The sequence below is a fragment of the Serratia sp. BNK-10 genome (assembly GCF_047456065.1).
Taxonomy (GTDB): Bacteria; Pseudomonadota; Gammaproteobacteria; order Enterobacterales; family Enterobacteriaceae; genus Serratia; species Serratia ureilytica.
In genome coordinates, this window is the sequence record NZ_CP179894.1 from 922,657 (window position 1) to 945,374 (window position 22,718).

Here is a 22,718-nt window from a genome sequence, read left to right on the forward strand (position 1 = left end):
CGCGCTCCTAATCGCCCAGACCGGGCGGGTTGATTTCCGACTGCGCAAGGCGTTCGACGCTCTCGCCCCAGCGGTTGAGCACCTGATCGTACTGCCCGCCGCGGATCGCGCCGTTCAGCGCTTCATTCACCGCCTGCACCAGCCCGTTGCCTTTACGGGTGGTGACGGCGATGTGCGCCGCCTTGGGCCACCCGCCTTGCACCGTGCCCGCCAGCCGGGTACGGCCATTCAGCGCCGCTTTATAGGCGCCCAGCACGTTGGGCCCGAAATAGGCGTCGGCCCGGCCGGATTGGATCGCCAGCGTGGCGGCCGCATCGTCGGTCACGTAGATCGGCTGGAAGGGTTTGAGCCCCTGCTGCCGATTCTGCTTGTCCCATGCCAGCAAGATAGCTTCCTGGTTGGTGCCGGAGCCGACGATGATCTTTAATCCGGCGATATCGGCAGGCTGTTTGATCGTCGCTATCTTGCCGCCGGTTTTGACATAAAAGCCGAGCGAGTCGATGCGATAGGTAGCGAAGTCGAAGCGGGTTTTGCGCTCTTTGGTGACGGTGACGTTGGTGATGGCCGCGTCATACTTGCCGGAAACCACCCCCAGCGGCCAGTCTTCCCACGAGGTTTGCACCACGTTCAGTTCCAGGCCCAGGCTGTCGGCCACCAACTGCGCGATATCCACTTCGCTGCCGATAAGCCGCCGGTTGTCGGCGGCGAACAGCGCCAGCGGCGGCGTGTTGAGCGCGGCGATCGCGACGGTGAACCGGCCCGGCTTCACGAAGCGGAAGTCGGCCGGCAGCTTGGCGATCGCCTGCGGGTTTTTCGGCGCATGGATAGGGGTTTCATTGGCCTGCAAATCGATGCCGGTGCCCGCCTGCGCGGCGCCGGTCAGGCTCAGCAAGGCCGCCACGAGAGCGGCGGTAACGGTTTTCTGCATAGCGGGTATCCCTGAAAACGATCTTATTATTGGGTGAATCTGTTCAACGGACGCTTCAGGCCCAGGTGCTCGCGCAGCGTATCGCCGTGGTACGCCTGGCGGAACAGGCCGCGCCGTTGCAGGACGGGCACCACCCGATCGACGAAGTGCCCGAAGGCGTTGGGCGTACCGCCGCTGATGATGAAGCCGTCGGCGGCTTCGCCGTCGAACCAGCGTTGCAGGCCGTCCGCCACCGCTTCCGGCGTGCCGCTGAACACCGGGCGCGGCGAGGCGGCTTCCAGCGCCACCTGGCGCAGCGTGAGGTTACGCTCGCGGGCGTTGCGCTTGATGGCGTCGGTGGTGCTGCGGAAGCTGTTTTGCCCCAGATCGCCGATGTCCGGGAAGGGGGCGTCCAACGGATGGCGGGAAAAGTCGTAATGTTCGAAGTAGCGGCCCAGGTAGTTGAGGGCGTTCTCGATGCTGACCAGACGGGCGGTTTCCTGGTACTGGCGCTCGACGTCCGCATCGTCGTCGCCGACGATCACGCTCACGCCCTGGAAGATGCGCAGGTCGTCCGGTTCGCGCCCCTGTTCCACCAGCTGCCGCTTCACGTCTTGGTAGAAATCCTGCGCCTGCTCCAGCGTGTCGTGATGGGTGAAGATCGCATCGGCGTGCTTGGCCGCCAGCCGTTTGCCGTCTTCGGAGGCGCCGGCCTGGAACAGGATCGGGCGGCCCTGCGGCGTGCGGCCGATGTTCAACGGCCCCTGCACCGAGAAGAACTCCCCCTGATGATTGAGGGTGTGCAGTTTCCCGGCGCGGAAAAATTCGCCGCTGGCCTTATTGCGCACGAAGGCATCGTCTTCCCAGGAGTCCCACAGTCCTTTGGCGACGTCGAGAAACTCGCCGGCGATGCGGTAACGCAGGCTGTGCTCCGGGTGCTCGGCGCGCGAGAAGTTTTTGGCCGAACCTTCCAGCGGCGACGTCACCACGTTCCAGCCCGCGCGGCCGTTGCTCAGGTGATCGAGGCTGGCGAACTGGCGGGCGACGGTGAACGGATCGCTGTAGGACGTGGAGAGCGTGCCCACCAGGCCAATTTTGTCGGTAGCGGCGGACAGCGCGGCCAATAAGGTCAACGGCTCGAAACGGTTAAGAAAATGCGGAATGGACTTTTCGTTGATATATAAGCCATCGGCGACGAAGACGAAATCGAATTTCCCTTGTTCGGCTTTTTTCGCCGAGGCGATATTAAATTCGAGGTTGATGCTGGCGTCGGCGGTGGCGTCCGGGTGGCGCCAGGCGGACATATTTCCCGAGGCGCCGTGCAGAATGGCGCCCAGCCGTAATTGCCGTTGATTATTCGCGTTGTCGCTCATCGTGATTATCCTGTCATGCGCCGAAAGGCGTGCGGTGTCTGATGCGTCCACTATTGATGAGCGCTGGCGGGATGTAAAACAACAAAACAGCATATTCAAATGTTGAAAACTGCAAATATCACGGCGAGCGAAAATAATAATCCCCGGCGCGGCATCAGCGGCGTCGGGGAAATACTATTTCACGTTATTCAGGCGTTGCTGAGGGCTTTTTTCGCTGCGGGGGTTAATTGCTGCAGCGTGCGCTCCGCCAGCAGCGAAAAATAGTGGGCGGCAGGAAAGAGGGCGCGCTCATCGGGATTGAAACGCGGATGGTGCAGGCCGAATTCGCTGGCGGAGCCGATGCTGACGAACGCGCCCGGCACGTGATGCAGATACAGCGCGAAATCCTCGCCGCCCATCTGCAGCTCCGCCTCTTCGACCCGGTAGCCGGCCTCGGCGGCGACGGTTTTGCTGAACGCCGCCCAATGGGCGTCGTTGATCACCGCCGGCGGCCCCGGCTGCCAGTGGAGTTCGGCCTGCGCGCCGAGCGCGGCGGCAACGCCGTCGATCACCTGGCGAATTTTATCCGGCACCTGGCGGCGCACCGCATCGCTGTGGGTGCGCACCGTGCCTTCCAGCTCGACGGTTTGCGGCAGCACGTTCCAGGTATTGCCGCCTTCGATGCGCGTCACGCTCACCACCAGCGATTCCAGCGAGCTGAAGCTGCGGCTGGGCAGCGTTTGCAGCGCGCCGACGATCTGGCTGGCGGTGACGATGGTATCGACACCCTGTTCCGGTTTGGCGGCGTGGGCGCCTTTGCCGGTGATGCGGATCTGGAAGCGATCGACGTTGGCGTAGAACGGCCCGGCGCGGGTGGCGAAGGTGCCGGTGGGCAGCTCCGGCGCATTGTGCAGGCCAAATATCGCCGCGACGTTATCCAGCGCGCCGGCGTCGATCAGGTGCCGGGCGCCGTTGAAGGTCTCTTCCGCCGGCTGGAAGAAGATGCGCACCGTGCCCGCCAGTTCGGCTTCACGCGCTTTGAGCAGGTGTGCGGCGCCGAGCATCACCGAGGTGTGAAAGTCGTGCCCGCAGGCGTGCATCACGCCGCTGTTTTGCGAACTGAAGGGCACGTCGGCGATTTCGTCGATCGGCAGAGCGTCGATGTCGCCGCGCAGCGCGATGATCGGCCCCTGGCCGCTGCCGATCTCCGCCACGACGCCGGTTTTCAGCGCCAACGGCAGAAGGCGAATGCCCGCCTCTTGCAGCCAGCGGGTCAGGCGGGCGGTGGTGGCGAATTCGTGATTGGAAAGCTCAGGGTTTTGGTGCAGTTCACGCCGATAGGCGATGATCTTGTCTGCCAACTGGCTGGTCATAGGCTTGGCTCACAGTGGGAAATAAACCCTAACCCTAGTGCAGGGGCCGCCGAAGCAAAAAGACCATCTGGTTATATTTCATAGCGATTGTGTTTGCACGGCGCGTCAACGATGGGGGAAAGGGGCAGGTTTAGGCGTTCGCGCGTTGTTCGCTGGCGCAGGGAGAGGATTGACCTGGAACGGTAACTTACTGCAACCGGTGTCATTCATTTACACCGGACAACACGGATTTTTTCACTCTTTATCGGATTTCTGTGATCGCGGTGGTGGACAAAATCCTGCCTGCTTGCTGTACTGTAATCGACACAGGTTTTGTGTCTTTCATTCACGTTAAAGGTAAGTTTGATGTCTAAGATTAAAGGTAGCGTTAAGTGGTTTAATGAATCCAAGGGCTTCGGTTTCATTACTCCGGAAGATGGTAGCAAGGACGTTTTCGTTCACTTCTCTGCCATCGTTAGCAACGGTTTCAAAACGCTTGCTGAAGGCCAGCGTGTAGAATTTGAAATCACGAACGGTGCCAAAGGCCCATCTGCCGCTAACGTTACTGCTATCTAAGCTGCGTAGCTGAATTTCTTAAAACCCGCTCATTGAGCGGGTTTTTTATTGGGCGCGTTATGCGTCGCTGCGGCGGGCCAACAGGCTGAACAGCAGGATGGCGATGGCGTAACAGCCGACGATGGTCAGCGCCATCGACAGGCCCGAGGTGCCGCCCAGCCCGGTGAGCGGCACGGCGCAGGCGCCGAGCGCGAACATGCACACGCCGATCAAGGCCGACGCGCTGCCGGCTTTGTCCCCCTGGCTTTGCATCGCCAGCGACGAGGCGGTCGGGCCGACGATGCCGATCACCGCCACCGAGAAGAACAGCGGCACCAGCAACACGACCAGCGGCGCATGCAGCGCGGCGGCCAACAGCAGCAACAGCGATGCGACGGCCGCCAGCGTTAATCCGCCCCTCAACACCCGGCGTTCCCCCCAACGTGAACTGAGACGGCTGGCCAGCTGCGCCGCAATGATCAGCCCGACGCCGTTCATGGCGAAGCACAGGCTGAACATCTGCGGGCTGAGGCCGTAGATCTGCTGCAAGACGAAAGGCGAAGCGCCGATATAGGCGAACATGCCGGCCATTACGAAGCCCTGCGTCAGGCACAGGCCCATGAAATAGCGCTGGGTCAGCAACCCGCCGAGCGACATCAGCATCGCCAGAATGCCGCCCTGGCTGCGGCGCTCGACCGGCAGGGATTCGCGCAGCTTCAGCGCCGACAGGCTGAACAGCAGCACGGCGATGGCCGCCAGCACGCCGAAGATGCCGCGCCAGTTCATCACCTGCAGCATGACGCCGCCCAGCACCGGCGCGACGATCGGCGCCAGGCCGTTAACCAGCATCAGCAGGGCGAAGAAACGGGTCAGCTCGTGGCCGGCGTACAGATCGCGAGCAATGGCGCGGGAAATCACCGCCCCGCCGGCGCCGGCGATGCCCTGGAGCAGGCGGGCGATCAGCAGTTGGTCAATGGTGGGCGCCAGCGCGCACCACAGCGAAGCGCCGAGCAGCAGGATCAGCGACAGCAGCAGCGGGCGCATACGGCCCAGTTTGTCGCTGTAAGGGCCAAAAATCAGCTGGCCGACGCCCAGGCCGAGCAGCCCGGCGGTCAGGCTGAGCTGCGCGGCGGCGGTGGAGGTATTCAGCTCGCCCGCCATTTCCGGCAGGGCGGGCAGATAGAGATCGGTGCACAGCGGCCCCAGCGCGGCCAACAGGCCAAGCACGACGGCGTACACCAGACGTTGTCTGGCTAAGTGTTTGGTCATGGGAGATTAAGATTTCCTGAACAGGTGAGAAATGGCCTGCTGATACAGATCGCGCAGCAGGGACGCATCGGCTTTTTGCGTGGTAAGGATACGGTAACCGGTGCCTTCGCTCATGACGGCGATAAACTCCACCCGCGCGGCGATCTCTTCCGCGCTGAAATCGGGATACAGCCGCTGCAGGTTGTGGCACACGTGGCGAAACAGCCGCGCCTCCGCATCGCTGAGCAGTTTGGCCACCACCGGGTTGCGCGTGGCCTCGGCGGTCACTTCCAGCATCAGCATGTGATCGGTTTCGCTCTCGCCCGGTTGCTGAAACAGCGTGCGCGCCGCCAGCGTGCCGGCGATCAGGTTGATGTGATCGCCAAGGTTTTCTAGGCGCTGCATCTTGCTGGTGATGATGCGATTGACGATCTCTTCGATAATCGCGTCTTTATTGGCGAAATAGCGATAGATTTGCCCGACGCTGAGCTGCGAGCCCTGGGCAATCTCCGCCATGCTGGCGGCATGGAAGCCGTGGCGGCGGAAGCTGGTTTTCGCCGCTTCGACGATCTGATCGCGGCGCGCCTGCACTTTGGCCTGTTTACTGTCGTTGGGGGAGAGCATCTGCCCGATCCTTTGCTGCGCGTGAGCCGGGTTCACAATTTTGGGTGTGAACGTTCATTCTCAATTGTAGTGTAACGGATGGGGAGGACGCAAGATGAACGCGCGTTGCGGGGAAAAGGTGTTTAGGCGAACAGGTAGGCGTTGATAAAGGCGGCGACGATCAGCACGCACAGCGCAACGGCGATCGCTTCGGCGGTGGTTTTCGGCAGGCTAAACATAGCGATTTCTCATCCAGTCAGGAGTTCTGGATGAGATTATGCGCATGCAAGATTAAGGAAACATTAAGGGCTTAGCGCCCGTTGACCCACATCACCAGCATGAAGGCCAGCAGCGTCATCGCCAGCGAGCCGGCCAGGTTAAGCAGCATGTTGGCCAATGCCCATCCGAAGCGGCCGTCCTGCATCAGATACACCACCTCCAGCGAAAAGGTGGAGAAGGTGGTCAGGCCGCCGCAGAAGCCGGTGGTGATCAGCAGTTTCCAGGTGGGATCCAGGTGTGTCATGCGGGTGAAAATCGCCATCGCCAGACCGATGATAAAACCGCCGATCAGATTGACCATCAGCGTCCCTAGCGGAATGTGGGCGTTCAGCGGATTCATTTTCATGCTTACCGCCCAGCGCAAAACGCTGCCGACGCCGCCGCCGATAAAGACGGCCAGTAAAGAACTCAACATGGGGCAACTCCCTTTCAAACAGAGAAATTCACGGGCTCGGAAAGGGACAGGCGTAACGCTACGCGCCTCTCTCCGAGAGGTTACGTAGACATCATCAGCCTGTGAAGGCGGTTAGGGAGGAATGTCATCTCCAGCGTGCCGCACGGCCTTTTTCACCGTACCCGATGGATGTTACACCTAACGCCGTCTATTTTGTAGTATCGACCCCCTGCGAGGTAAAACCGATGGAAATCAGAGCGGCGCGTCTGGGCGACCGGCACGCTATCGCCGAATTGATGACGGTGTTGGGCTATCCTGGCACCGAGGCGTTTCTGACGCAGCGCATGCAGCAACTGTTGGCGCACCCGGACGAGGCGCTGCTGGTGGCGGCGGACGGGGCGCAGGTGCTGGGCGTGTTGTCGCTGCATTTCCTGCCGCAGCTGGCGTTGGCCGGCGACATTGGCCGCATCAGCTATTTTTGCGTCGACGATCGGGCGCGCGGCGCGGGCGTGGGGCGGCGGTTGTTGGCGGAGGGAGAGGCGCTGGCGCACCGTCGCGGCTGCGATCGGTTGGAGGTTCATTGCCACAGTCGCCGCGAGCGGGCCCATGCGTTTTACCTGCGTGAAGGCTTTGTTGAAGCGCCGAAGTATTTTGCCAAGTTATTAAGTCAGTAAGTTACTCCCCTGGCGGCACTGCCGTTTCCAGCCGGTTGCGGCCGTTTTGCTTCGCCCGATAGAGCGCGCTGTCGGCCGCTTTCAGCCAGTCCAGATAGCCGCCCAACGCGGGGTGGTAGTTGGCGATGCCGGCGCTGATCTGCAGCCGCAGTTGCGGCGCCTCCTTGAAGCTGACCGCGTCCAGCCGCTGCTGGATGCGTCGCAGGACGATTTCCGCCTGCTCGGCGTTGGTGTTCGGCAGCACCGCGCCAAACTCGTCGCCGCCGTAGCGCCCGACGATATCCACGTTACGCAAGCCGATCAGCAGCTCTTCCGCCAGCGCCGCCAGGGCCTCATCCCCCAAAGCATGGCCGAAGGTGTCGTTGATGGTTTTGAAGCGGTCGATATCCATCAGGATCAGCGTGGCGTTATCCTGGTAGCGACGGCAGCTGTCGAACTGGCGATGCAGCAGATGCTCCCAGTGGCGACGGTTGTATAAGCCGGTCAGCCCATCGCGGGTGCTGATGCGCTGCAGCTCCTGTTTCTTTTCCGCCAGCCGCTTGGCGGTGCGGTAAGTCACCAGCCCGAGCAGCGTCGGGTAAAGGTAGATCATCGGCAGGCACAGATAGACCTGCAACGGCGTGCTGTAGGGGTGAAACGGGAAGCCGAGCAGCGAGGCGGTGAACGCCGCAGTGGCCAGTTGCATGGCCAATCCTTTTACAAACAGCGCTTTGCCGGCTGAAGCGATGTTATTCATGCTCATCATCGACAGGATGACGATGGCGGGCAGCGCGTTGAACGCCATCATCGCCGCCCAGAAGCCGCCGAAAGCGGAGTCGATCAGCAGGTTGCGAATTTCGGCTTTGAACGGATCTTGGGCGCGGCAGGCCAGGCGGTACGCGAGATGCGGCCAGAGAAAGCCGTGAAAGGCCAGCAATAGCCAGACCGCCGCGGGCGGAGCCAGGGGATAGAGCGCGGCGCAGACGCAGATAAAGCCGAGCCCCAGACCGACGGCGCGGGGCAGGTAGGTGCGTTTGGCGAAGCTGAGGCCGGATTTTCGGGCATCGAAAATGGGTGGGGCAATATACATCCGGCATCTCCCTGATGAGTATCATGGCAGCGTATCATGCGGGTGATAAACTAAGAATAGTCTGGGATTCACGTCCAGAGGCCCTGTGGCATTACTGCGACCGATCTCACTCTGTTACATGTTGCGGTTGTGCGAGCCGAAGGAAAGTCGCTAAATATTCGCAGGCAAGGTCAGTTTTTCTCGCTGTTCACGCAGCGCTCTATGATAAGAAGGTGAGTATGGAAGGTATCAGCATTACCAAACTTCTGGTGATTGCGGTGTTGGTGATTTTACTGTTCGGCACCAGCAAACTGCGTACGCTCGGCGCCGATCTTGGCGCGGCGCTGAAAGGCTTTAAAAAAGCCGTGGGCGATGACAGCACGCCGCCGGCCGCCGGCAACAACGCCGCCGAAAGCCAGTCCGCTCAGCAGAGCGTCGAAAAGAAAGACGTTTAACCCCGTCTGACTGCGCGCAATAAAAAACGGATGCCTTGCGGACATCCGTTTTTTGGCGTTTCCGCCGTCTATAGCGTAACAAACTATTACGCGTTATTTCACTTCCATCCCTTTGGCCTGCAGATCGGCGTGGTAAGACGAACGCACGAACGGGCCGCAGGCGGCGTGGGTGAAGCCCATCGCCATCGCTTCTTCTTTCATCTCGTCAAACTCGGCAGGGCTGACGTAGCGCTGCACCGGCAGGTGGTGGCGGCTCGGCTGCAGGTACTGACCCAGCGTCAGCATGGTCACGCCGTGGCGACGCAGATCGCGCATCACTTCAATGATTTCCGCGTTGGATTCGCCCAGGCCGACCATCAGGCCGGATTTGGTCGGGATATCCGGGTGCGCTTCTTTAAAGCGCTCCAGCAGCTTCAGCGACCATTCGTAGTTGGCGCCCGGACGCACCTGGCGGTAGACGCGCGGCACGTTTTCCAGGTTGTGGTTGAATACGTCCGGCGGCGTGGCGGTGAGGATCTCCAGCGCGCGGTCCATACGGCCGCGGAAGTCCGGCACCAGCGTTTCAATTTTGATGTTCGGGCTTTTGGCGCGGATGGCGGAGATGCAGTCGGCAAAGTGCTGAGCGCCGCCGTCGCGCAGATCGTCGCGGTCAACCGAGGTGATCACCACGTAACGCAGCGCCATGTCGGCGATGGTTTGCGCCAGCTTTTCCGGCTCGTTGGCGTCCGGCGCGATCGGGCGGCCGTGGGCCACGTCGCAGAACGGGCAGCGGCGGGTGCAGATGGCGCCGAGGATCATAAAGGTGGCGGTACCGTGGTTGAAACACTCGGACAGGTTAGGGCACGAGGCTTCCTCACAGACGGAGTGCAGGCCGTTCTTGCGCATCGCGGCTTTGATGCCCTGAATGCGCGTTGAGTCGGCAGGCAGTTTGATCTTCATCCACTCGGGTTTACGCAACAGCTCCTGCCGTTCGGTGACCACCGTTTTGACCGGGATCAGCGCCATTTTGTCAGCATCGCGGTATTTGACGCCGCGTTCCATCTGAATTGGTTTACTCATAATCGTGCAGGTTCCAGTTACGAAGCTCGACCGTCTGGTAGCCGAGTAAATGAACAAATTCCTGTACCAGGATTGGGTGTATGTCTTCAATGCCAACGCCGGGCGCCAGCGCGCTGACCTGCGTCATCTGCATACCGGCGTAACCGCAAGGGTTGATGCGTTGGAAGGGGCTGAGATCCATCGCCACATTCAGGGCCAGGCCGTGGAATGAGCTGCCTTTGCGGATCCGCAAACCCAACGAACAGATTTTCTGCTCCCCCACGTACACGCCGGGCGCATCCGGACGGGCGCGCGATGTGAGGCGGAAGTGGGCGAGGGTGTTGATAACCGTATCTTCTATCGCCGTGACCAATTGACGTACGCCGACCTTGTTGCGTTTCAGATCGACCATCACGTACATCACCTGCTGACCCGGCCCGTGGTAGGTCACCTGGCCGCCGCGATCGCTCTGGACAACCGGGATATCGCCGGGCATCAGCACGTGTTCGGCTTTGCCGGCCTGACCCTGGGTGAACACCGGGTGATGCTGCACCAGCCACAGCTCGTCCGGCGTGGTCTCGGTACGACTGTCGGTGAAGTTATGCATGGCTTGGGATACAGGCGCGTAGGGCTGCAACCCCAGCTGACGCAAAATGATCTTGTCTGGTTGCAAAAGAGTCATCGTCAGGTTACAGAAGTGGTAAAGCCATTATACCGGGCGCTCCGGCCTGCGACCAGCCTTTCGCTGACCAAAAATGCGCAACCCGGGAAGACGCTGCGCCATCCCGGGTTGATAAGCAGGGGTTTATGCTGGAATTACAGCACCATGCGAACAATTTCAATGTTGCCCAACTCTTCGTACAGGGTTTCGACCTGCTCGATGTGAGTGGCATTGATGGTGATGGAGACGGAGTGGTAGTTGCCTTTGCTGCTTGGCTTGACCTGCGGGTTGTAATCGCCCGGCGCATGGCGCTGCACCACTTCAACCACCTGGTCAACCAGCTCAGGCTGCGCCAGGCCCATTACCTTGTAGGTAAACGAGCAAGGGAATTCGAGCAGTTCGTTCAGTTTAGTTTTTTGCATGTGCGTGCGCTCCAGAGTGCTAGCTAATCTATAAAGTATAACTCCCGCCGGGGCGGGAGTTAGTGTTATTCACTATATGGGGACGATTTCGCCCGTTTCAACCGTTAACCGAACCAGTGGTGGAACATCAGTTTGATGTAGTCCACGATGCGGCTGAAGAAGCCGCCTTCTTTCACTTCGTTCATCACCACCAGCGGACGCTGGTCGATGGTCTTGCCGTCCAGCTGGAAGTTGATGCTGCCCACCACCTGATTTTTCGCCAGCGGCGCGTGAATTTCCGGCGTGTTCAGCACGTAGCTGGCCTTCAGGTCTTTCATGCGGCCGCGCGGAATGGTCAGGTAGACGTCTTTGTCCACGCCCAGCTCAACGCGGTCGGCATCGCCGAACCAGACCGGCTCGGAGGCGAACTCTTTACCGACTTTCAGCGGCGCCACGGTTTCGAAGAAGCGGAAGCCCCAGGTCAGCAGTTTCTTGCTTTCGGCTTCACGGCCTTTGTAGGTGCGGCCGCCCATCACGGCGGAGATCAGGCGCATTTGGCCTTCGGTCGCCGAAGCCACCAGGTTGTAGCCCGCCGCGTCGGTATGGCCGGTTTTGATGCCGTCGACGTTCAGGCTGTTATCCCACAGCAGACCGTTGCGGTTCATCTGGCGGATATTGTTGAAGGTGAACTCTTTTTCTTTGTAGATCGCGTATTCTTCCGGCACGTCGCGGATCAGCGCCTGGCCGATCAGCGCCATGTCGCGCGCCGAGCTGTATTGGCCCTGCGCATCCAGGCCGTGCACCGTCTGGAAGTGGGTATTCTGCAGGCCCAGCTTGCTGACGTAGGTGTTCATCAGGTTGACGAACGCGTCCTGGCTGCCGGCGACGTAGTCGGCCATCGCCACGCAGGCGTCGTTACCGGACTGCAGGTTGATGCCGCGGGTCAGTTTAGAGACCGGCACGCGATCGCCCGGCTTCAGGAACATCAGCGAGGAGCCTTTGAACACCGGGTTGCCGGTCGCCCAGGCGTCCTGGCCGACGGTCACCAGATCGTCCTGGCCGATTTTGCCCGCTTTCAGCGCCTGGCCGATGACGTAGCTGGTCATCATTTTGGTCAGGCTGGCCGGATCGCGACGCGCATCGGCGTTCATCTCGGCCAGCACCTTGCCGGAGTTGTAATCAATCAGGATGTACGATTCCGCATCGATCTGCGGGACACCTGGGATCATGGTTTTGATGTTAACGTCATCGGCGTGCGCAACGGAGGCTGCGCTCATTGCGATAACGGTGCCGAGGGCGATGCTTTTGATTAAGCGAAAAGAAGTTACTTGTTTCATGATCGGGACTACAACATCCGTGAAAGTAAAGTTAAAAAACGAGCCACACTATAGCAGATGCGATCCCGGCAGGCATTACCCATTCATCTGACTAATTGCGGTTAGTGCCCTTTTAGCTGCAAGAAAATGTTTCAGCTAAATAACCGCTTATCGGCCGTGAATGCCCGCCGGGCTTAACGCTCAGGGTGCAGCAGTAACGAAAGACTGTTGTTGCGCTTCGCTCGCCAGGCGTTGCTGCAGCTGGGCCGCCTGTTGACGGCTGCTGAACGGGCCAAGTTGGACGCGGTAAACGTTGCCGTTGGCCGCCACTTTGCCCGGGACGCCAAACTGTTGGCTCAGGCTCTGTTGCCAGCTCTGGGCGCGTTCGGCGCTGCTCAGCGCGCCGACCTGCACTACGTAGCCGCCGGAAGAGGCGGCAGCAGCCGTGCCGACAGCCGCAGCGCCGGCCGCGACCGGTGCGGCCACCGCGGCGGCTTCAGGTTCGGAACCTTCCAGCACCCCGGCCGGCACCGCGCTCGGCGCGCCGAGGAAACCGCTGCGGCCGTTGGCGGCATTGCCGCCAGCTGCAGGGGCGCTGTTGTCGTCGGTGCGCAGGGTGCTGTTATCGATCGGGCGCACCGCCGCGCCGCTGGCGATCGGCGCCTCCTGTTGAATAGGGGTGCCCATGCCGCTGGAGCCGAGATCCGGGCGTGCCGGCAGGGCGTAGCTCTGTTTCGCCACGATGGTGCCGATGGTGCCGGGGCCGCTCAGCGTGCCGTCCGGCGCCACGTTGATGAAATCTACCTTGACCTTGGTGTTGTTGGACAGGTTGAGGCGGTCGGCGGCGGCTTTCGACAGATCGATGATGCGGCCCTTGGTGTATGGCCCGCGATCGTTGACGCGCACCACCAGCTGACGGCCGTTGGCCAGGTTAGTGACGCGCACATAGCTTGGGATTGGCAGGGTCGGATGCGCCGCCGTCAGGCCGTTGGGGTCAAACTGCTCGCCCAGCGCCGTGGTGTTGCCGTTGGCCTCTTCGCCATACCAGGCCGCCAGGCCGGTCTGCGAGAAGTTCTGCGGATCTTTTACGATGCGGTAAGTATCGCCATTAACCTTATAATCCTGCATGTTATTAGGGTTATAGGGTTCATATTGAGGCTCGACGCCGCCGATTTCCACCACCGGGCCGTTGTACGGCTGCGGAGGGGCTTGCTGTTCCGTGGTCGGGGCGGTACAGGCGGAGAGCAACACCGCCGCGACGCCGATCCAAAGCCATTCCTTACGCATTACTCACCTCTTATAAACTTTTAGACAGCATTTTCCGATGCGTGTGGATCGACATGATGATGCCGAAACCGGCCATCAACACTATCAGCGCCGAACCCCCGTAACTGACCAGAGGCAAAGGTACGCCAACTACCGGCAAAATGCCACTGACCATACCGATGTTAACAAAGACATAAACGAACAAAATCAGCATCAAGCCGCCGACCATGACGCGGCCAAAGGTGGTTTGCGCCTTGGCGGCGATCATCAGCCCGCGGATGATCACCAGCAGGTAAAGCGCCAGCAGCACCAGCACCCCGATCAGCCCCAGCTCTTCGGCCAGGACGGCGAAGATAAAGTCGGTATGGCGCTCCGGCAGAAACTCCAGCTGTGACTGGGTGCCGTGCAGCCAGCCCTTGCCGGACAGGCCGCCGGAGCCGATGGCGATCTTGGATTGAATGATGTGATAACCGGCGCCGAGCGGGTCGCTCTCCGGATCGAGCAGCATCATGACGCGGTCGCGCTGATAGCCGTGCATCAGGAAGAACCACAGCACCGGGATGAAGGCCGCCAGCGCGACGGCGGCGACGGCGATCAGCTTCCAGCTCATGCCGGACAGGAACAGTACGAACAGGCCGGAAGCGGCGATCAGGATCGAGGTGCCCAGATCCGGCTGCGCGGCCACCAGCAGCGTCGGCAGGAAGATCAGCACCAGCGCGATGGCGGTGTTTTTCAGCGAAGGCGGGCAGACGTCGCGGTTCATAAAGCGCGCCACCATCAGCGGCACGGCGATCTTGGCGATTTCCGACGGCTGGAAGCGCACTACGCCGAGATCCAACCAGCGCTGCGCGCCTTTACTGATCTGCCCGAAGGCGTCCACCAGGATCAGCAAAATCACGCAGAAGATATACAGATAGGGCGCCCAGCTTTCGTACACGCGCGGCGGGATCTGCGCCATGACGGCCATCACGATCAGCCCCATGACGATCTGCCCGATCTTGCGCTCCATCATGCCGATGTCCTGGCCGCTGGCGCTCCACATCACGAAGGCGCTGTAGACCAACAGGGCCAGGATCAGCAGCAGGAACGTCGGGTCGATGTGGATTTTGGTCCAGATCGAGCCTTTTTGTTGGCTTTCAGTCATGTTCTACCTTAGTCACCTTCTACGCCAGGCGGCAGCGGGGCCTCGCTTGGCAATTGCGTATTGTTGTCGCCCAGCAGAATGTGGTCGAGGATCTGGCGGGTGATGGTCCCCACCGCCGGACCGGAGCCGCCGTTTTCCAGAATGATGGCGACCGACACCGTCGGGTTGTTGAACGGTGCGAAGGCGGTCATCAGTTTGTGATCGCGCAGGTGCTCCGCCAGTTTGTGGGCGTTGTAGGTTTCATAGCCGAATACCTGTGCGGTACCCGATTTCGCCGCGGCTTTATAAGGTGCGTCCGCAAAGTATTTGCGCGCCGTCCCGTTCGGACGGTTGGCCACACCGTACATGCCGTCTTTGGCAATTTCCCAGAAGCCGGAGTGAATATCGCCGATCTGCGTGTTTTCTTCCTGTTTGAACGGCACCAGCGCGCCGTTGATGCGGGTGCTCTGCAGCAGGTGCGGCGTTTTGACGGTGCCGTCGTTGATCAGGGTGTTCAGCGCCTTGGCCATCTGGATCGGCGTCGCGGTCCAGTAACCCTGGCCGATGCCTACCGGAATGGTGTCGCCCTGATACCACGGTTTTTTATAGCGTTTCTGCTTCCATTCGCGCGTCGGCATCAGGCCGGAGCGCTCTTCGGACAGATCGATGCCGGTGTACTGGCCGTAACCGAATTTGGTCAGCCAGGTCGACAGCCGATCGATCCCCATGTCATAAGCGACCTGGTAGAAATAGGTATCTGCGGACTCTTCCAGCGCCTTGGTGACGTTCAGGCGGCCGTGGCCCCATTTCTTCCAGTCGCGAAAGCGTTTTTCCGAGCCGGGCAATTGCCACCAGCCGGGATCGAACACCACGGTGTTTTTGGTGATCACCCCGGCGCTCAGCGCCGACACCGCGATATAAGGCTTCACCGTCGAGGCGGGCGGGTAGACCCCCTGGGTGGCGCGGTTGATCAGCGGGCGATTCGGATCGTTCAGCAACCCCTGATAGTCCTTGCTGGAAATGCCGTCGACGAACAGGTTCGGATCGTAGCTCGGGTTGGAGACCATCGCCAGGATGGCGCCGGTGCGCGGATCGCTCACCACCACCGCGGCGCGGCTGCCGACCAACAGCTGTTCGATATAGCGCTGCAGGTTAAGATCGAGCGTCAGGTAGACGTCCTGACCGGCGGAAGGCGGCTGTTCGTGCAATTGGCGGATCACCCGGCCGCGGTTGTTGACCTCGACCTCTTCATAGCCGGTTTTGCCGTGCAGCGTGTCTTCGTAATAGCGTTCGATGCCCAGCTTGCCGATATCGTGGGTGGCGGCGTAGTTGGCCAGTTTACCGTCTTTGTCCAGCCGCTCGACGTCGCGGTCGTTGATCTTCGACACGTAGCCGGTGACGTGGGTGAGGGCGGAGCCGTAGGGGTAGTAGCGGCGCTGGTAGCCTTTCACTTCCACGCCCGGGAAGCGGAACTGATTGACCGCAAAACGGGCGACTTGCACCTCGGTCAGCGCGGTTTTCACCGGAATGGAGACGAAACGGCGCGAGCGCTTGCGCTCTTTTTCGAAATTGGTGATGTCGTCATCGGTCAAGTCGACCACCGGGCGCAGCGCCTGCAGCGTGGCTTTGAGATCGTCGACCTTTTCCGGCATCAGTTCCAGCTGATAAATGGTGCGGTTGAGCGCCAGCGGAGTGCCGTTGCGATCGTAGATAATGCCGCGGCTGGGCGCGATGGGCACCAGCTTGATGCGGTTTTCGTTGGAGCGGGTGCGGTAATCCTCGACGCGGACCACTTGCAGATTATACAGGTTGGCGATCAGGATGCCGGACAGCACCAGGATGACCAAGAACGCCACCAGGGCGCGGCGTACAAACAGGGCGGATTCAGCCGTATAGTCGCGAAAAGGGTTACGTTCTATTTTCATCCCGCTGCTTTATTTCACTCTGTCACGGTCACCACCGGCTATTCCCGGTGGTAAGGATGATTTGTAGTAATACTCCAGGCGCGGTAGAGGCTTTCGGCCACCAGGACGCGCACCAAAGGATGCGGCAGTGTCAACGGAGAAAGCGACCAACTCTGCTCGGCAGCGGCTTTGCAGGCGGGCGCCAGCCCTTCCGGGCCGCCGATCAGCAAGCTGACGTTGCGGCCATCCTGCTTCCAGCGCTCAAGCTGCTGCGCCAGCTGCGGCGTTTCCCACGGCGTGCCTGGGATATCCAGCGTAACGATGCGGTTGCCTTTGCCCACCGCCGCCAGCATTTGTTCGCCTTCCTTGTCCAGAATGCGTTTGATGTCGGCGTTTTTGCCGCGTTTGCCGGCCGGGATCTCGGTCAGCTCAAACGGCATATCTTTGGGAAAGCGGTGCAGGTAATCCATAAAGCCGGTTTGCACCCAGTCTGGCATTTTGGTGCCGACCGCCACCAATTGCAGTTTCACCGCTTAGCTCCAGAGTTTTTCCAGCTCGTACAGGCGACGGCTTTCTTCCTGCATCACGTGCACGATCACTTCGCCCAGATCGACCACGATCCAGTCGGAGGCTTCCTGGCCTTTCATGCCAAACAGCTCCATGCCCGCGGCGCGGGATTCCTGCACCACGTGGCTGGCGATCGACATCACGTGGCGAGTCGACGTGCCGGTGCAGATGATCATGCAATCGGTGATGCTGGATTTGCCCTGTACGTCCAGAGCGACAATGTCTTGGCCTTTGAGGTCATCGATTTTATCGATGACGAAATCTTGGAGCGCTTTACCTTGCAAAGGTTCCCCCTCGGGTGTGTTCTGTTCAGTCGGCTGCGGCGAGCAACATACGCGCGCCGCGGCGTAACCGGATAAAGGTTTCGGCAGGCTGCCGCTGAAAGCCAGCTAACTGGTGACTGCCCGGCCAGCTAAGGTTTCCGGGGTTTTCAGCGGATACCTGAAAAATAGCGGCGCAGTATATCACGCACCTTTCGCTAGCGATATAAACCCTGCAACTCGATATAGCGCTGCACCGGGCGCGGCAGCAGATCGTCGCAGTTGAGGCCCTGATGGCGGCGCTGGCGGATCTCGGTGGCGGAAATTTCCAGCTCCGGCGTATCGGCCAGATAGATATGGCCGTGCGGGCGGCGGCTGAGCAGTGCCGGGTCGGCGGTGCGATGACGTTCCAGCCACTGCTGCAGTTCCGGCGTGTCCATGCGATCGTTATAGCCCGGGCGCGCCAACACCAGCAGATGGCAGACGTCCAACAGCGCCTGCCAGCGATGCCATTTATGCAGCGTCAGCAGCGAGTCCTGGCCAATAATAAACGCCAGCGGCTGGGCGGCGCCACGCTCTTTACGAATCGTTTCCAACGTCTCGATGGTGTAGGAGGGGGTGGTGCGATGCAGTTCGCGATCGTCGACCGCGAACAGCGGATTGCCGGCGATCGCCAGCTCGACCATCTTCAAGCGCTGCTGTGCGTTGGCCTCGGGCTGCGGGCGGTGCGGCGGCACGTGGTTAGGCAGCAGCGTGACGCGATTCAGGCCCACTTCGGCGGCCAGCGCCTCCACCGGCCGCAGATGGCCGTAGTGGATCGGATCAAAGGTGCCGCCAAACAGCGCGTGCAATACGGTGGGGTGTTCCGGATTAGTGGGCATCGGTAAAACTCGTGGCCAGGGGTTTGCCGCACAGCAGCATCGACAGGGTTTCCAGTTCCGGCCAGACCGACTGGCCATAGTCCTGCTTGAGGGTCAGCTCGATTTGCGTCAGCAGCTGTACCGCTTGCTGCAGCTGGGCGCCGGACAGGCGTTGCAGCGCCTGGGTGACCAGCGGGCGGCGGTTCTGCCAGACCTTGTGCTGATCGAACAGCGTGCGCAGCGGCGCGGACGCCATGCGGCGCTGCAGTGTCAGCAACAGCAGCAGTTCGCGCTGCAGGGTGCGCAACAGGATCACCGGCTCGACATCCTCTTGCTGCAGCTGCTGCAAAATATGCCAGGCGCGCTTGCTCTTGCCGGCCAGCAAGGCGTCCAGCCAGTGGAACGGCGTGAAGTGGGCGGCGTCGTTCACCGCCTGCTCGACGCGCGGCAGGGTGAGCTTGCCGTCCGGGTGCAGCAGCGACAGCCGCTCCAGCGCCTGCGACAGCGCCAGCAGGTTGCCTTCGTAGCAGTAGCACAACAGCTGATTGGCCGCGTCGTCCAACTCCAGCTTCATCGCCTTGGCGCGCGCGGCGACCCAGCGCGGCAGCTGTGCCTGCTCCGGCGTCTGGCAACTGACGAGGGCGCCGTGCGGGCTGAGCGCCTTGAACCAGGCGCTGTTTTCCTGCGCTTTGGTGAGGCGCGGGCCGCGCAGGATCAGCAGAATATCCTCGTGCAGCAGGGTGGCGAGCTTGGTCAGCTGTTCGCCGATCGGCGCCGTTGGGCCGTTTTCCGGGAAAATCAGCAGCAGCGTCTGGCGGCTGGCGAACAGGCTCATCGCCTGGCAGATGCCGAAGATGGCGTCCCAGTCGGTGTGGGCGTCGAGGGAAATGCTGTAGTGCTCGCTGAACTGCTGCTGTTGCGCGGCCTGCCGGAGCAGATCCTGGCTTTCCTGCAGAAGCAGCGGTTCATTGCCGCTCAATAAATAACAAGCGCGCAGCCCCTCTCGGAGCTGCGCGGCAAGTTGTTCCGGATAAATGCGGATCATTGTGCGGTTTGGCTTGCCGCTCGTTCGCCGACGGCAGCGGCTTTCTGCCGGTTTTCTTCTTCCGCCGCGTGCACGGTCAGCAGTTTGCGCACCAGCTGCTGCGCCGCCTGCTCACGCATTTCCTGGCGAATGATCTCCTGCTCGGAGTCTTTGGCCAGCGCGGTCAGCGGGTTGTCGAAGAACGAACGGAACACTTTCACCGACAGCGGATACAGGTCGTGCCCCGGGATCAGCACCTGGGCCTGCACGGTCAGCACCAGCTGATACTCGGCGGTTTTACCGTCCTGGAAGATCGAGGCGGTATCCTGGCTTTCCGTCGCGCCGACGATGCGCAGAGAAGGCACGTCTTTACGCTTCGGATCGCTGACGATGGTCACGGCGTTCAAACGCAGTTGCTCACGCACCGCGCGCGTCAATGGTCCGTAAGGATCCGAACTGTCCAGGATCAGCGTTTTCATTTCATTAGGCACCTGCGTGGTGCCACGCAGGTGAAAACCGCAGCCGGCGGTGACCAGCACCGCCAACCCCAGCAACAGCGTCAGAATACGTTGTCGCACAACTCCTCCTTGTGTTAACCCACAACCAGGTTAAGCAGTTTGCCCGGAACGTAGATCACTTTGCGAATCGTGACGCCGTCCAGATATTTAGCCACCAGATGCTCTTCGGCAGCGCGCGCGCGCACTTGCTCTTCGGTCGCATCGGCAGATACGGTGATTTTAGCGCGAACCTTGCCGTTCACCTGCACCACCACCAGCTTGGAGTCTTCGACCATCGCCTGCTCGTCGGCAACCGGCCATGGCGCGGTGTCCACGTCGCCTTCGCCGCCCAGCGCCTGCCACAGGGCGAAGCACACGTGCGGGGTGAACGGATACAGCATGCGAACCACGGCCAGCAGCGCTTCCTGCAGCAGCGCGCGATCCTGCTCGCTCTCCTGCGGCGCGCGGGCCAGTTTGTTCATCAGCTCCATCACGGCGGCGATCGCGGTGTTGAAGGTCTGGCGGCGGCCGATATCGTCGGTCACTTTGGCGATGGTTTTATGCAGATCGCGGCGCAGCGCTTTCTGCTCTTCGTTCAGCGACGCCACGTCCAGCGGCTGCACCGCGCCTTTTTCCACGTGATCGTAGGCCAGTTTCCATACGCGTTTCAGGAAGCGGTTAGCCCCTTCCACGCCGGATTCCTGCCACTCCAGCGTCATTTCTGCCGGTGAAGCGAACATCATGAACAGACGCACGGTGTCCGCGCCGTATTTTTCCACCATCTCCTGCGGGTCGATGCCGTTGTTCTTCGACTTCGACATTTTGCTCATGCCAGCATAGACCAGTTCACGGCCTTGCGGATCGGTGGCCTTGATGATGCGGCCTTTGTCGTCGCGCTCGACGGTGGCGTCAACCGGGGATACCCAGACGCGCTCGCCGCTGTTGCCGGTGTAGTAGAAGGCGTCGGCCAGCACCATGCCCTGACACAGCAGGCGCTTGGCCGGCTCATCGGAATCCACCAGGCCCGCATCGCGCATCAGCTTGTGGAAGAAGCGGAAGTACATCAGGTGCATGATGGCGTGTTCGATACCGCCGATATATTGATCGACCGGCAGCCAGTAGTTAGCGGCGGCCGGATCCAGCATGCCTTGGTCATACTGCGGGCAGGTGTAGCGCGCGTAGTACCAGGAGGACTCCATAAAGGTGTCGAAGGTGTCGGTTTCGCGCAGCGCAGGCTGGCCGTTGACGGTGGTCTTCGCCCACTCAGGGTCGGCCTTGATCGGGCTGGTGATGCCGTCCATGACCACGTCTTCCGGCAGGATCACCGGCAGTTGGTCTTCCGGCGTCGGCATCACGGTGCCGTCTTCCAGCGTCACCATCGGGATTGGCGCGCCCCAGTAACGCTGACGGGAAACGCCCCAGTCGCGCAGACGGTAGTTGACCTTGCGCTGGCCGACGCCTTTGGCGACCAGTTTGTCGGCGATGGCGTTAAAGCCCGCTTCGTTGTCCAGACCGTCAAACTCGCCGGAGTTGAACAGCACGCCTTTGTCGGTCATCGCTTCGGCGCTCACGTCAGGCTGGCTGCCGTCGAGGTTCAGGATCACCGGTTTGATCGGCAAATCATATTTGGTGGCGAATTCCCAGTCGCGCTGGTCGTGTGCCGGCACCGCCATCACGGCGCCGGTGCCGTATTCCATCAGCACGAAGTTGGCGACCCACACCGGCAGCTTCTCGCCGCTCAGCGGATGGACAACGAACAGGCCGGTCGGCATGCCTTTCTTCTCCATCGTCGCCATTTCGGCTTCGGCCACTTTGGTGTTGCGGCATTCGTCGATGAAGTCGGTCAGCGCCGGGTTGTTGCGCGCGCCCTGTTGCGCCAGCGGGTGGCCCGCGGCGACCGCCACGTAGGTGGCGCCCATGAAGGTGTCGGGACGGGTGGTGTAAACCGTCAGCTTCTCTTCGCTGCCAGCCACGTCGAAGGTGATTTCCACGCCTTCGGAGCGGCCAATCCAGTTGCGCTGCATGGTTTTCACCTGCTCCGGCCAGCTTTCCAGCGTGTCCAGATCGTTCAGCAGCTGATCGGCGTAGGCGGTGATTTTGATGAACCACTGCGGGATCTCTTTACGCTCGACCTTGGTGTCGCAGCGCCAGCAGCAGCCGTCGATAACCTGTTCGTTGGCCAGCACGGTCAGATCGTGCGGACACCAGTTCACCGCCGAGGTCTTCTTGTAGACCAGGCCTTTTTCATACAGCTTGGTGAAGAACCACTGTTCCCAGCGGTAGTATTCCGGCTGGCAGGTGGCGATTTCGCGATCCCAGTCGTAGCCGAAGCCCAGCAGTTTCAGCTGGTTCTTCATGTATTCGATGTTGTCGTAGGTCCACGGGGCCGGCGCGGTGTTGTTTTTCACCGCCGCGCCTTCCGCCGGCAGGCCGAACGCATCCCAGCCGATCGGCTGCAGTACGTTTTTGCCCAGCATGCGCTGATAGCGCGAGATCACGTCGCCGATAGTGTAGTTACGAACGTGGCCCATGTGCAGTCGGCCGGACGGGTAAGGCAGCATGGATAGGCAGTAGTACTTTTCCTTGCTGTCGTCTTCGGTAACTTTGAAAGTCTGCTTCTCTTGCCAGTGAAGCTGTACGTTCGATTCTATGTCTTCTGGACGGTATTGCTCTTGCATGGCGGCCGGTGGTCCTGTAGGTGTAAACCGTTGCCCCGGTCAGAGGCAACGCAATGAACATTTAGTATTCGTAGATCCGCATAGCATAGCTGATAAGACCTCCCGGCAACAACTCCAAGCGCCTGACTCGGCGCATTTAAAAAAAACGCCGCCATGACGCGGCTCACAACCTGCGGATCCCGCGTCTTGCCAAGTGACATCAGTCATTTACGGCTAAAATAAGAACAAGTAGCTTAAGGGTATCCCCATGGCCAAG

General features: G+C 60.9%; 23 protein-coding genes and 1 riboswitch. Of the genes, 3 read left to right on the top strand and 20 right to left on the bottom strand.

Annotation, left to right across the window (positions count from 1 at the left end):
• Positions 1-7: 7 nt before the first annotated feature.
• The 3 genes from ACMGG9_RS04420 to ACMGG9_RS04430 all read right to left on the bottom strand — a co-directional run bounded on the left by ACMGG9_RS04420 (position 8) and on the right by ACMGG9_RS04430 (position 3,632).
• A complete protein-coding gene (locus tag ACMGG9_RS04420; RefSeq protein WP_089196712.1) occupies positions 8-928 on the bottom strand; it encodes an ABC transporter substrate-binding protein in 921 nt (306 codons plus the stop codon).
• A gap of 26 nt (positions 929-954) precedes the next feature.
• On the bottom strand, positions 955-2,280 hold the full coding sequence (locus tag ACMGG9_RS04425; protein WP_042783837.1) for an LLM class flavin-dependent oxidoreductase: 1,326 nt from the start codon (positions 2,278-2,280) through the stop codon (positions 955-957).
• A 188-nt stretch (positions 2,281-2,468) separates the two neighbouring features.
• The gene (locus tag ACMGG9_RS04430; protein WP_033651144.1) at positions 2,469-3,632 is read right to left on the bottom strand and encodes a M20 peptidase aminoacylase family protein; all 1,164 of its coding nucleotides are present in this window, start codon (positions 3,630-3,632) and stop codon (positions 2,469-2,471) included.
• Positions 3,633-3,977: 345 nt separating this feature from the next.
• On the opposite strand from ACMGG9_RS04430, the gene cspE reads away from it, so the two are divergent.
• Positions 3,978-4,187, top strand: a complete 210-nt coding sequence (gene cspE, locus ACMGG9_RS04435) for a transcription antiterminator/RNA stability regulator CspE (RefSeq protein ID WP_004940030.1) — start codon at positions 3,978-3,980, stop codon at positions 4,185-4,187.
• A 57-nt stretch (positions 4,188-4,244) separates the two neighbouring features.
• Here cspE and ACMGG9_RS04440 read toward each other — a convergent pair whose 3' ends face one another.
• The 3 genes from ACMGG9_RS04440 to crcB form a co-directional block, all read right to left on the bottom strand.
• Positions 4,245-5,435 carry a multidrug effflux MFS transporter gene (locus tag ACMGG9_RS04440; RefSeq protein WP_047025713.1) on the bottom strand — a complete coding sequence of 397 codons (1,191 nt, stop codon included), beginning with the start codon at positions 5,433-5,435 and terminating at the stop codon, positions 4,245-4,247.
• Positions 5,436-5,441: 6 nt separating this feature from the next.
• A complete protein-coding gene (locus ACMGG9_RS04445; protein ID WP_033642155.1) occupies positions 5,442-6,038 on the bottom strand; it encodes a TetR/AcrR family transcriptional regulator in 597 nt (198 codons plus the stop codon).
• Between the two features lie 289 nt (positions 6,039-6,327).
• Positions 6,328-6,711, bottom strand: coding sequence for a fluoride efflux transporter CrcB (gene crcB, locus ACMGG9_RS04450; protein WP_004940022.1), 384 nt, complete (start codon positions 6,709-6,711; stop codon positions 6,328-6,330).
• 78 nt (positions 6,712-6,789) lie between these two features.
• Positions 6,790-6,852, bottom strand: a riboswitch (Fluoride riboswitch).
• An 83-nt stretch (positions 6,853-6,935) separates the two neighbouring features.
• Here crcB and ACMGG9_RS04455 point away from each other — a divergent pair.
• On the top strand, positions 6,936-7,364 hold the full coding sequence (locus ACMGG9_RS04455) for a GNAT family N-acetyltransferase (protein WP_033642156.1): 429 nt from the start codon (positions 6,936-6,938) through the stop codon (positions 7,362-7,364).
• 1 nt (position 7,365) lies between these two features.
• Here ACMGG9_RS04455 and ACMGG9_RS04460 read toward each other — a convergent pair whose 3' ends face one another.
• The gene (locus ACMGG9_RS04460) at positions 7,366-8,433 is read right to left on the bottom strand and encodes a diguanylate cyclase (RefSeq protein WP_213587432.1); all 1,068 of its coding nucleotides are present in this window, start codon (positions 8,431-8,433) and stop codon (positions 7,366-7,368) included.
• 218 nt (positions 8,434-8,651) lie between these two features.
• Here ACMGG9_RS04460 and tatA point away from each other — a divergent pair, with 218 nt between their 5' ends.
• Positions 8,652-8,867 (top strand): Sec-independent protein translocase subunit TatA, encoded by a 216-nt coding sequence (gene tatA / locus ACMGG9_RS04465; RefSeq protein WP_004940019.1) that lies wholly within the window; start codon positions 8,652-8,654, stop codon positions 8,865-8,867.
• Positions 8,868-8,960: 93 nt separating this feature from the next.
• Here tatA and lipA read toward each other — a convergent pair whose 3' ends face one another.
• From lipA to leuS, 13 genes are all read right to left on the bottom strand, one after another.
• The gene (lipA, locus tag ACMGG9_RS04470) at positions 8,961-9,926 is read right to left on the bottom strand and encodes a lipoyl synthase (RefSeq protein ID WP_414161940.1); all 966 of its coding nucleotides are present in this window, start codon (positions 9,924-9,926) and stop codon (positions 8,961-8,963) included.
• Complete coding sequence (gene lipB / locus ACMGG9_RS04475) at positions 9,919-10,587, bottom strand: lipoyl(octanoyl) transferase LipB (RefSeq protein ID WP_033651147.1); 669 nt, start codon at positions 10,585-10,587, stop codon at positions 9,919-9,921. Before lipB ends, lipA begins: the two co-directional genes overlap by 8 nt.
• A 134-nt stretch (positions 10,588-10,721) precedes the next feature.
• Positions 10,722-10,988, bottom strand: coding sequence for a DUF493 family protein YbeD (ybeD, locus tag ACMGG9_RS04480; RefSeq protein WP_004940012.1), 267 nt, complete (start codon positions 10,986-10,988; stop codon positions 10,722-10,724).
• 104 nt (positions 10,989-11,092) lie between these two features.
• Positions 11,093-12,304 carry a D-alanyl-D-alanine carboxypeptidase DacA gene (gene dacA, locus ACMGG9_RS04485; protein WP_094143965.1) on the bottom strand — a complete coding sequence of 404 codons (1,212 nt, stop codon included), beginning with the start codon at positions 12,302-12,304 and terminating at the stop codon, positions 11,093-11,095.
• A gap of 180 nt (positions 12,305-12,484) precedes the next feature.
• Positions 12,485-13,570 (bottom strand): endolytic peptidoglycan transglycosylase RlpA, encoded by a 1,086-nt coding sequence (gene rlpA / locus ACMGG9_RS04490; protein ID WP_033642159.1) that lies wholly within the window; start codon positions 13,568-13,570, stop codon positions 12,485-12,487.
• A gap of 10 nt (positions 13,571-13,580) precedes the next feature.
• Positions 13,581-14,693 (bottom strand): peptidoglycan glycosyltransferase MrdB, encoded by a 1,113-nt coding sequence (mrdB, locus tag ACMGG9_RS04495; protein WP_004940006.1) that lies wholly within the window; start codon positions 14,691-14,693, stop codon positions 13,581-13,583.
• A gap of 8 nt (positions 14,694-14,701) precedes the next feature.
• Positions 14,702-16,597 (bottom strand): peptidoglycan DD-transpeptidase MrdA, encoded by a 1,896-nt coding sequence (mrdA, locus tag ACMGG9_RS04500; RefSeq protein ID WP_033642160.1) that lies wholly within the window; start codon positions 16,595-16,597, stop codon positions 14,702-14,704.
• A 38-nt stretch (positions 16,598-16,635) separates the two neighbouring features.
• The gene (gene rlmH, locus ACMGG9_RS04505) at positions 16,636-17,106 is read right to left on the bottom strand and encodes a 23S rRNA (pseudouridine(1915)-N(3))-methyltransferase RlmH (protein WP_004940002.1); all 471 of its coding nucleotides are present in this window, start codon (positions 17,104-17,106) and stop codon (positions 16,636-16,638) included.
• A 3-nt stretch (positions 17,107-17,109) separates the two neighbouring features.
• On the bottom strand, positions 17,110-17,427 hold the full coding sequence (rsfS, locus tag ACMGG9_RS04510; protein ID WP_004940001.1) for a ribosome silencing factor: 318 nt from the start codon (positions 17,425-17,427) through the stop codon (positions 17,110-17,112).
• A gap of 194 nt (positions 17,428-17,621) precedes the next feature.
• A complete protein-coding gene (nadD, locus tag ACMGG9_RS04515; protein ID WP_015376938.1) occupies positions 17,622-18,284 on the bottom strand; it encodes a nicotinate-nucleotide adenylyltransferase in 663 nt (220 codons plus the stop codon).
• Entirely contained in the window at positions 18,274-19,308 is a 1,035-nt protein-coding gene (gene holA / locus ACMGG9_RS04520; protein WP_004939997.1) for a DNA polymerase III subunit delta, read from the bottom strand. The genes nadD and holA overlap by 11 nt, the downstream gene beginning before the upstream one ends.
• The gene (gene lptE, locus ACMGG9_RS04525) at positions 19,305-19,865 is read right to left on the bottom strand and encodes an LPS assembly lipoprotein LptE (RefSeq protein WP_033633932.1); all 561 of its coding nucleotides are present in this window, start codon (positions 19,863-19,865) and stop codon (positions 19,305-19,307) included. The genes holA and lptE overlap by 4 nt, the downstream gene beginning before the upstream one ends.
• A 14-nt stretch (positions 19,866-19,879) precedes the next feature.
• Positions 19,880-22,462, bottom strand: coding sequence for a leucine--tRNA ligase (gene leuS / locus ACMGG9_RS04530; RefSeq protein ID WP_033651151.1), 2,583 nt, complete (start codon positions 22,460-22,462; stop codon positions 19,880-19,882).
• Positions 22,463-22,718: the final 256 nt, after the last annotated feature.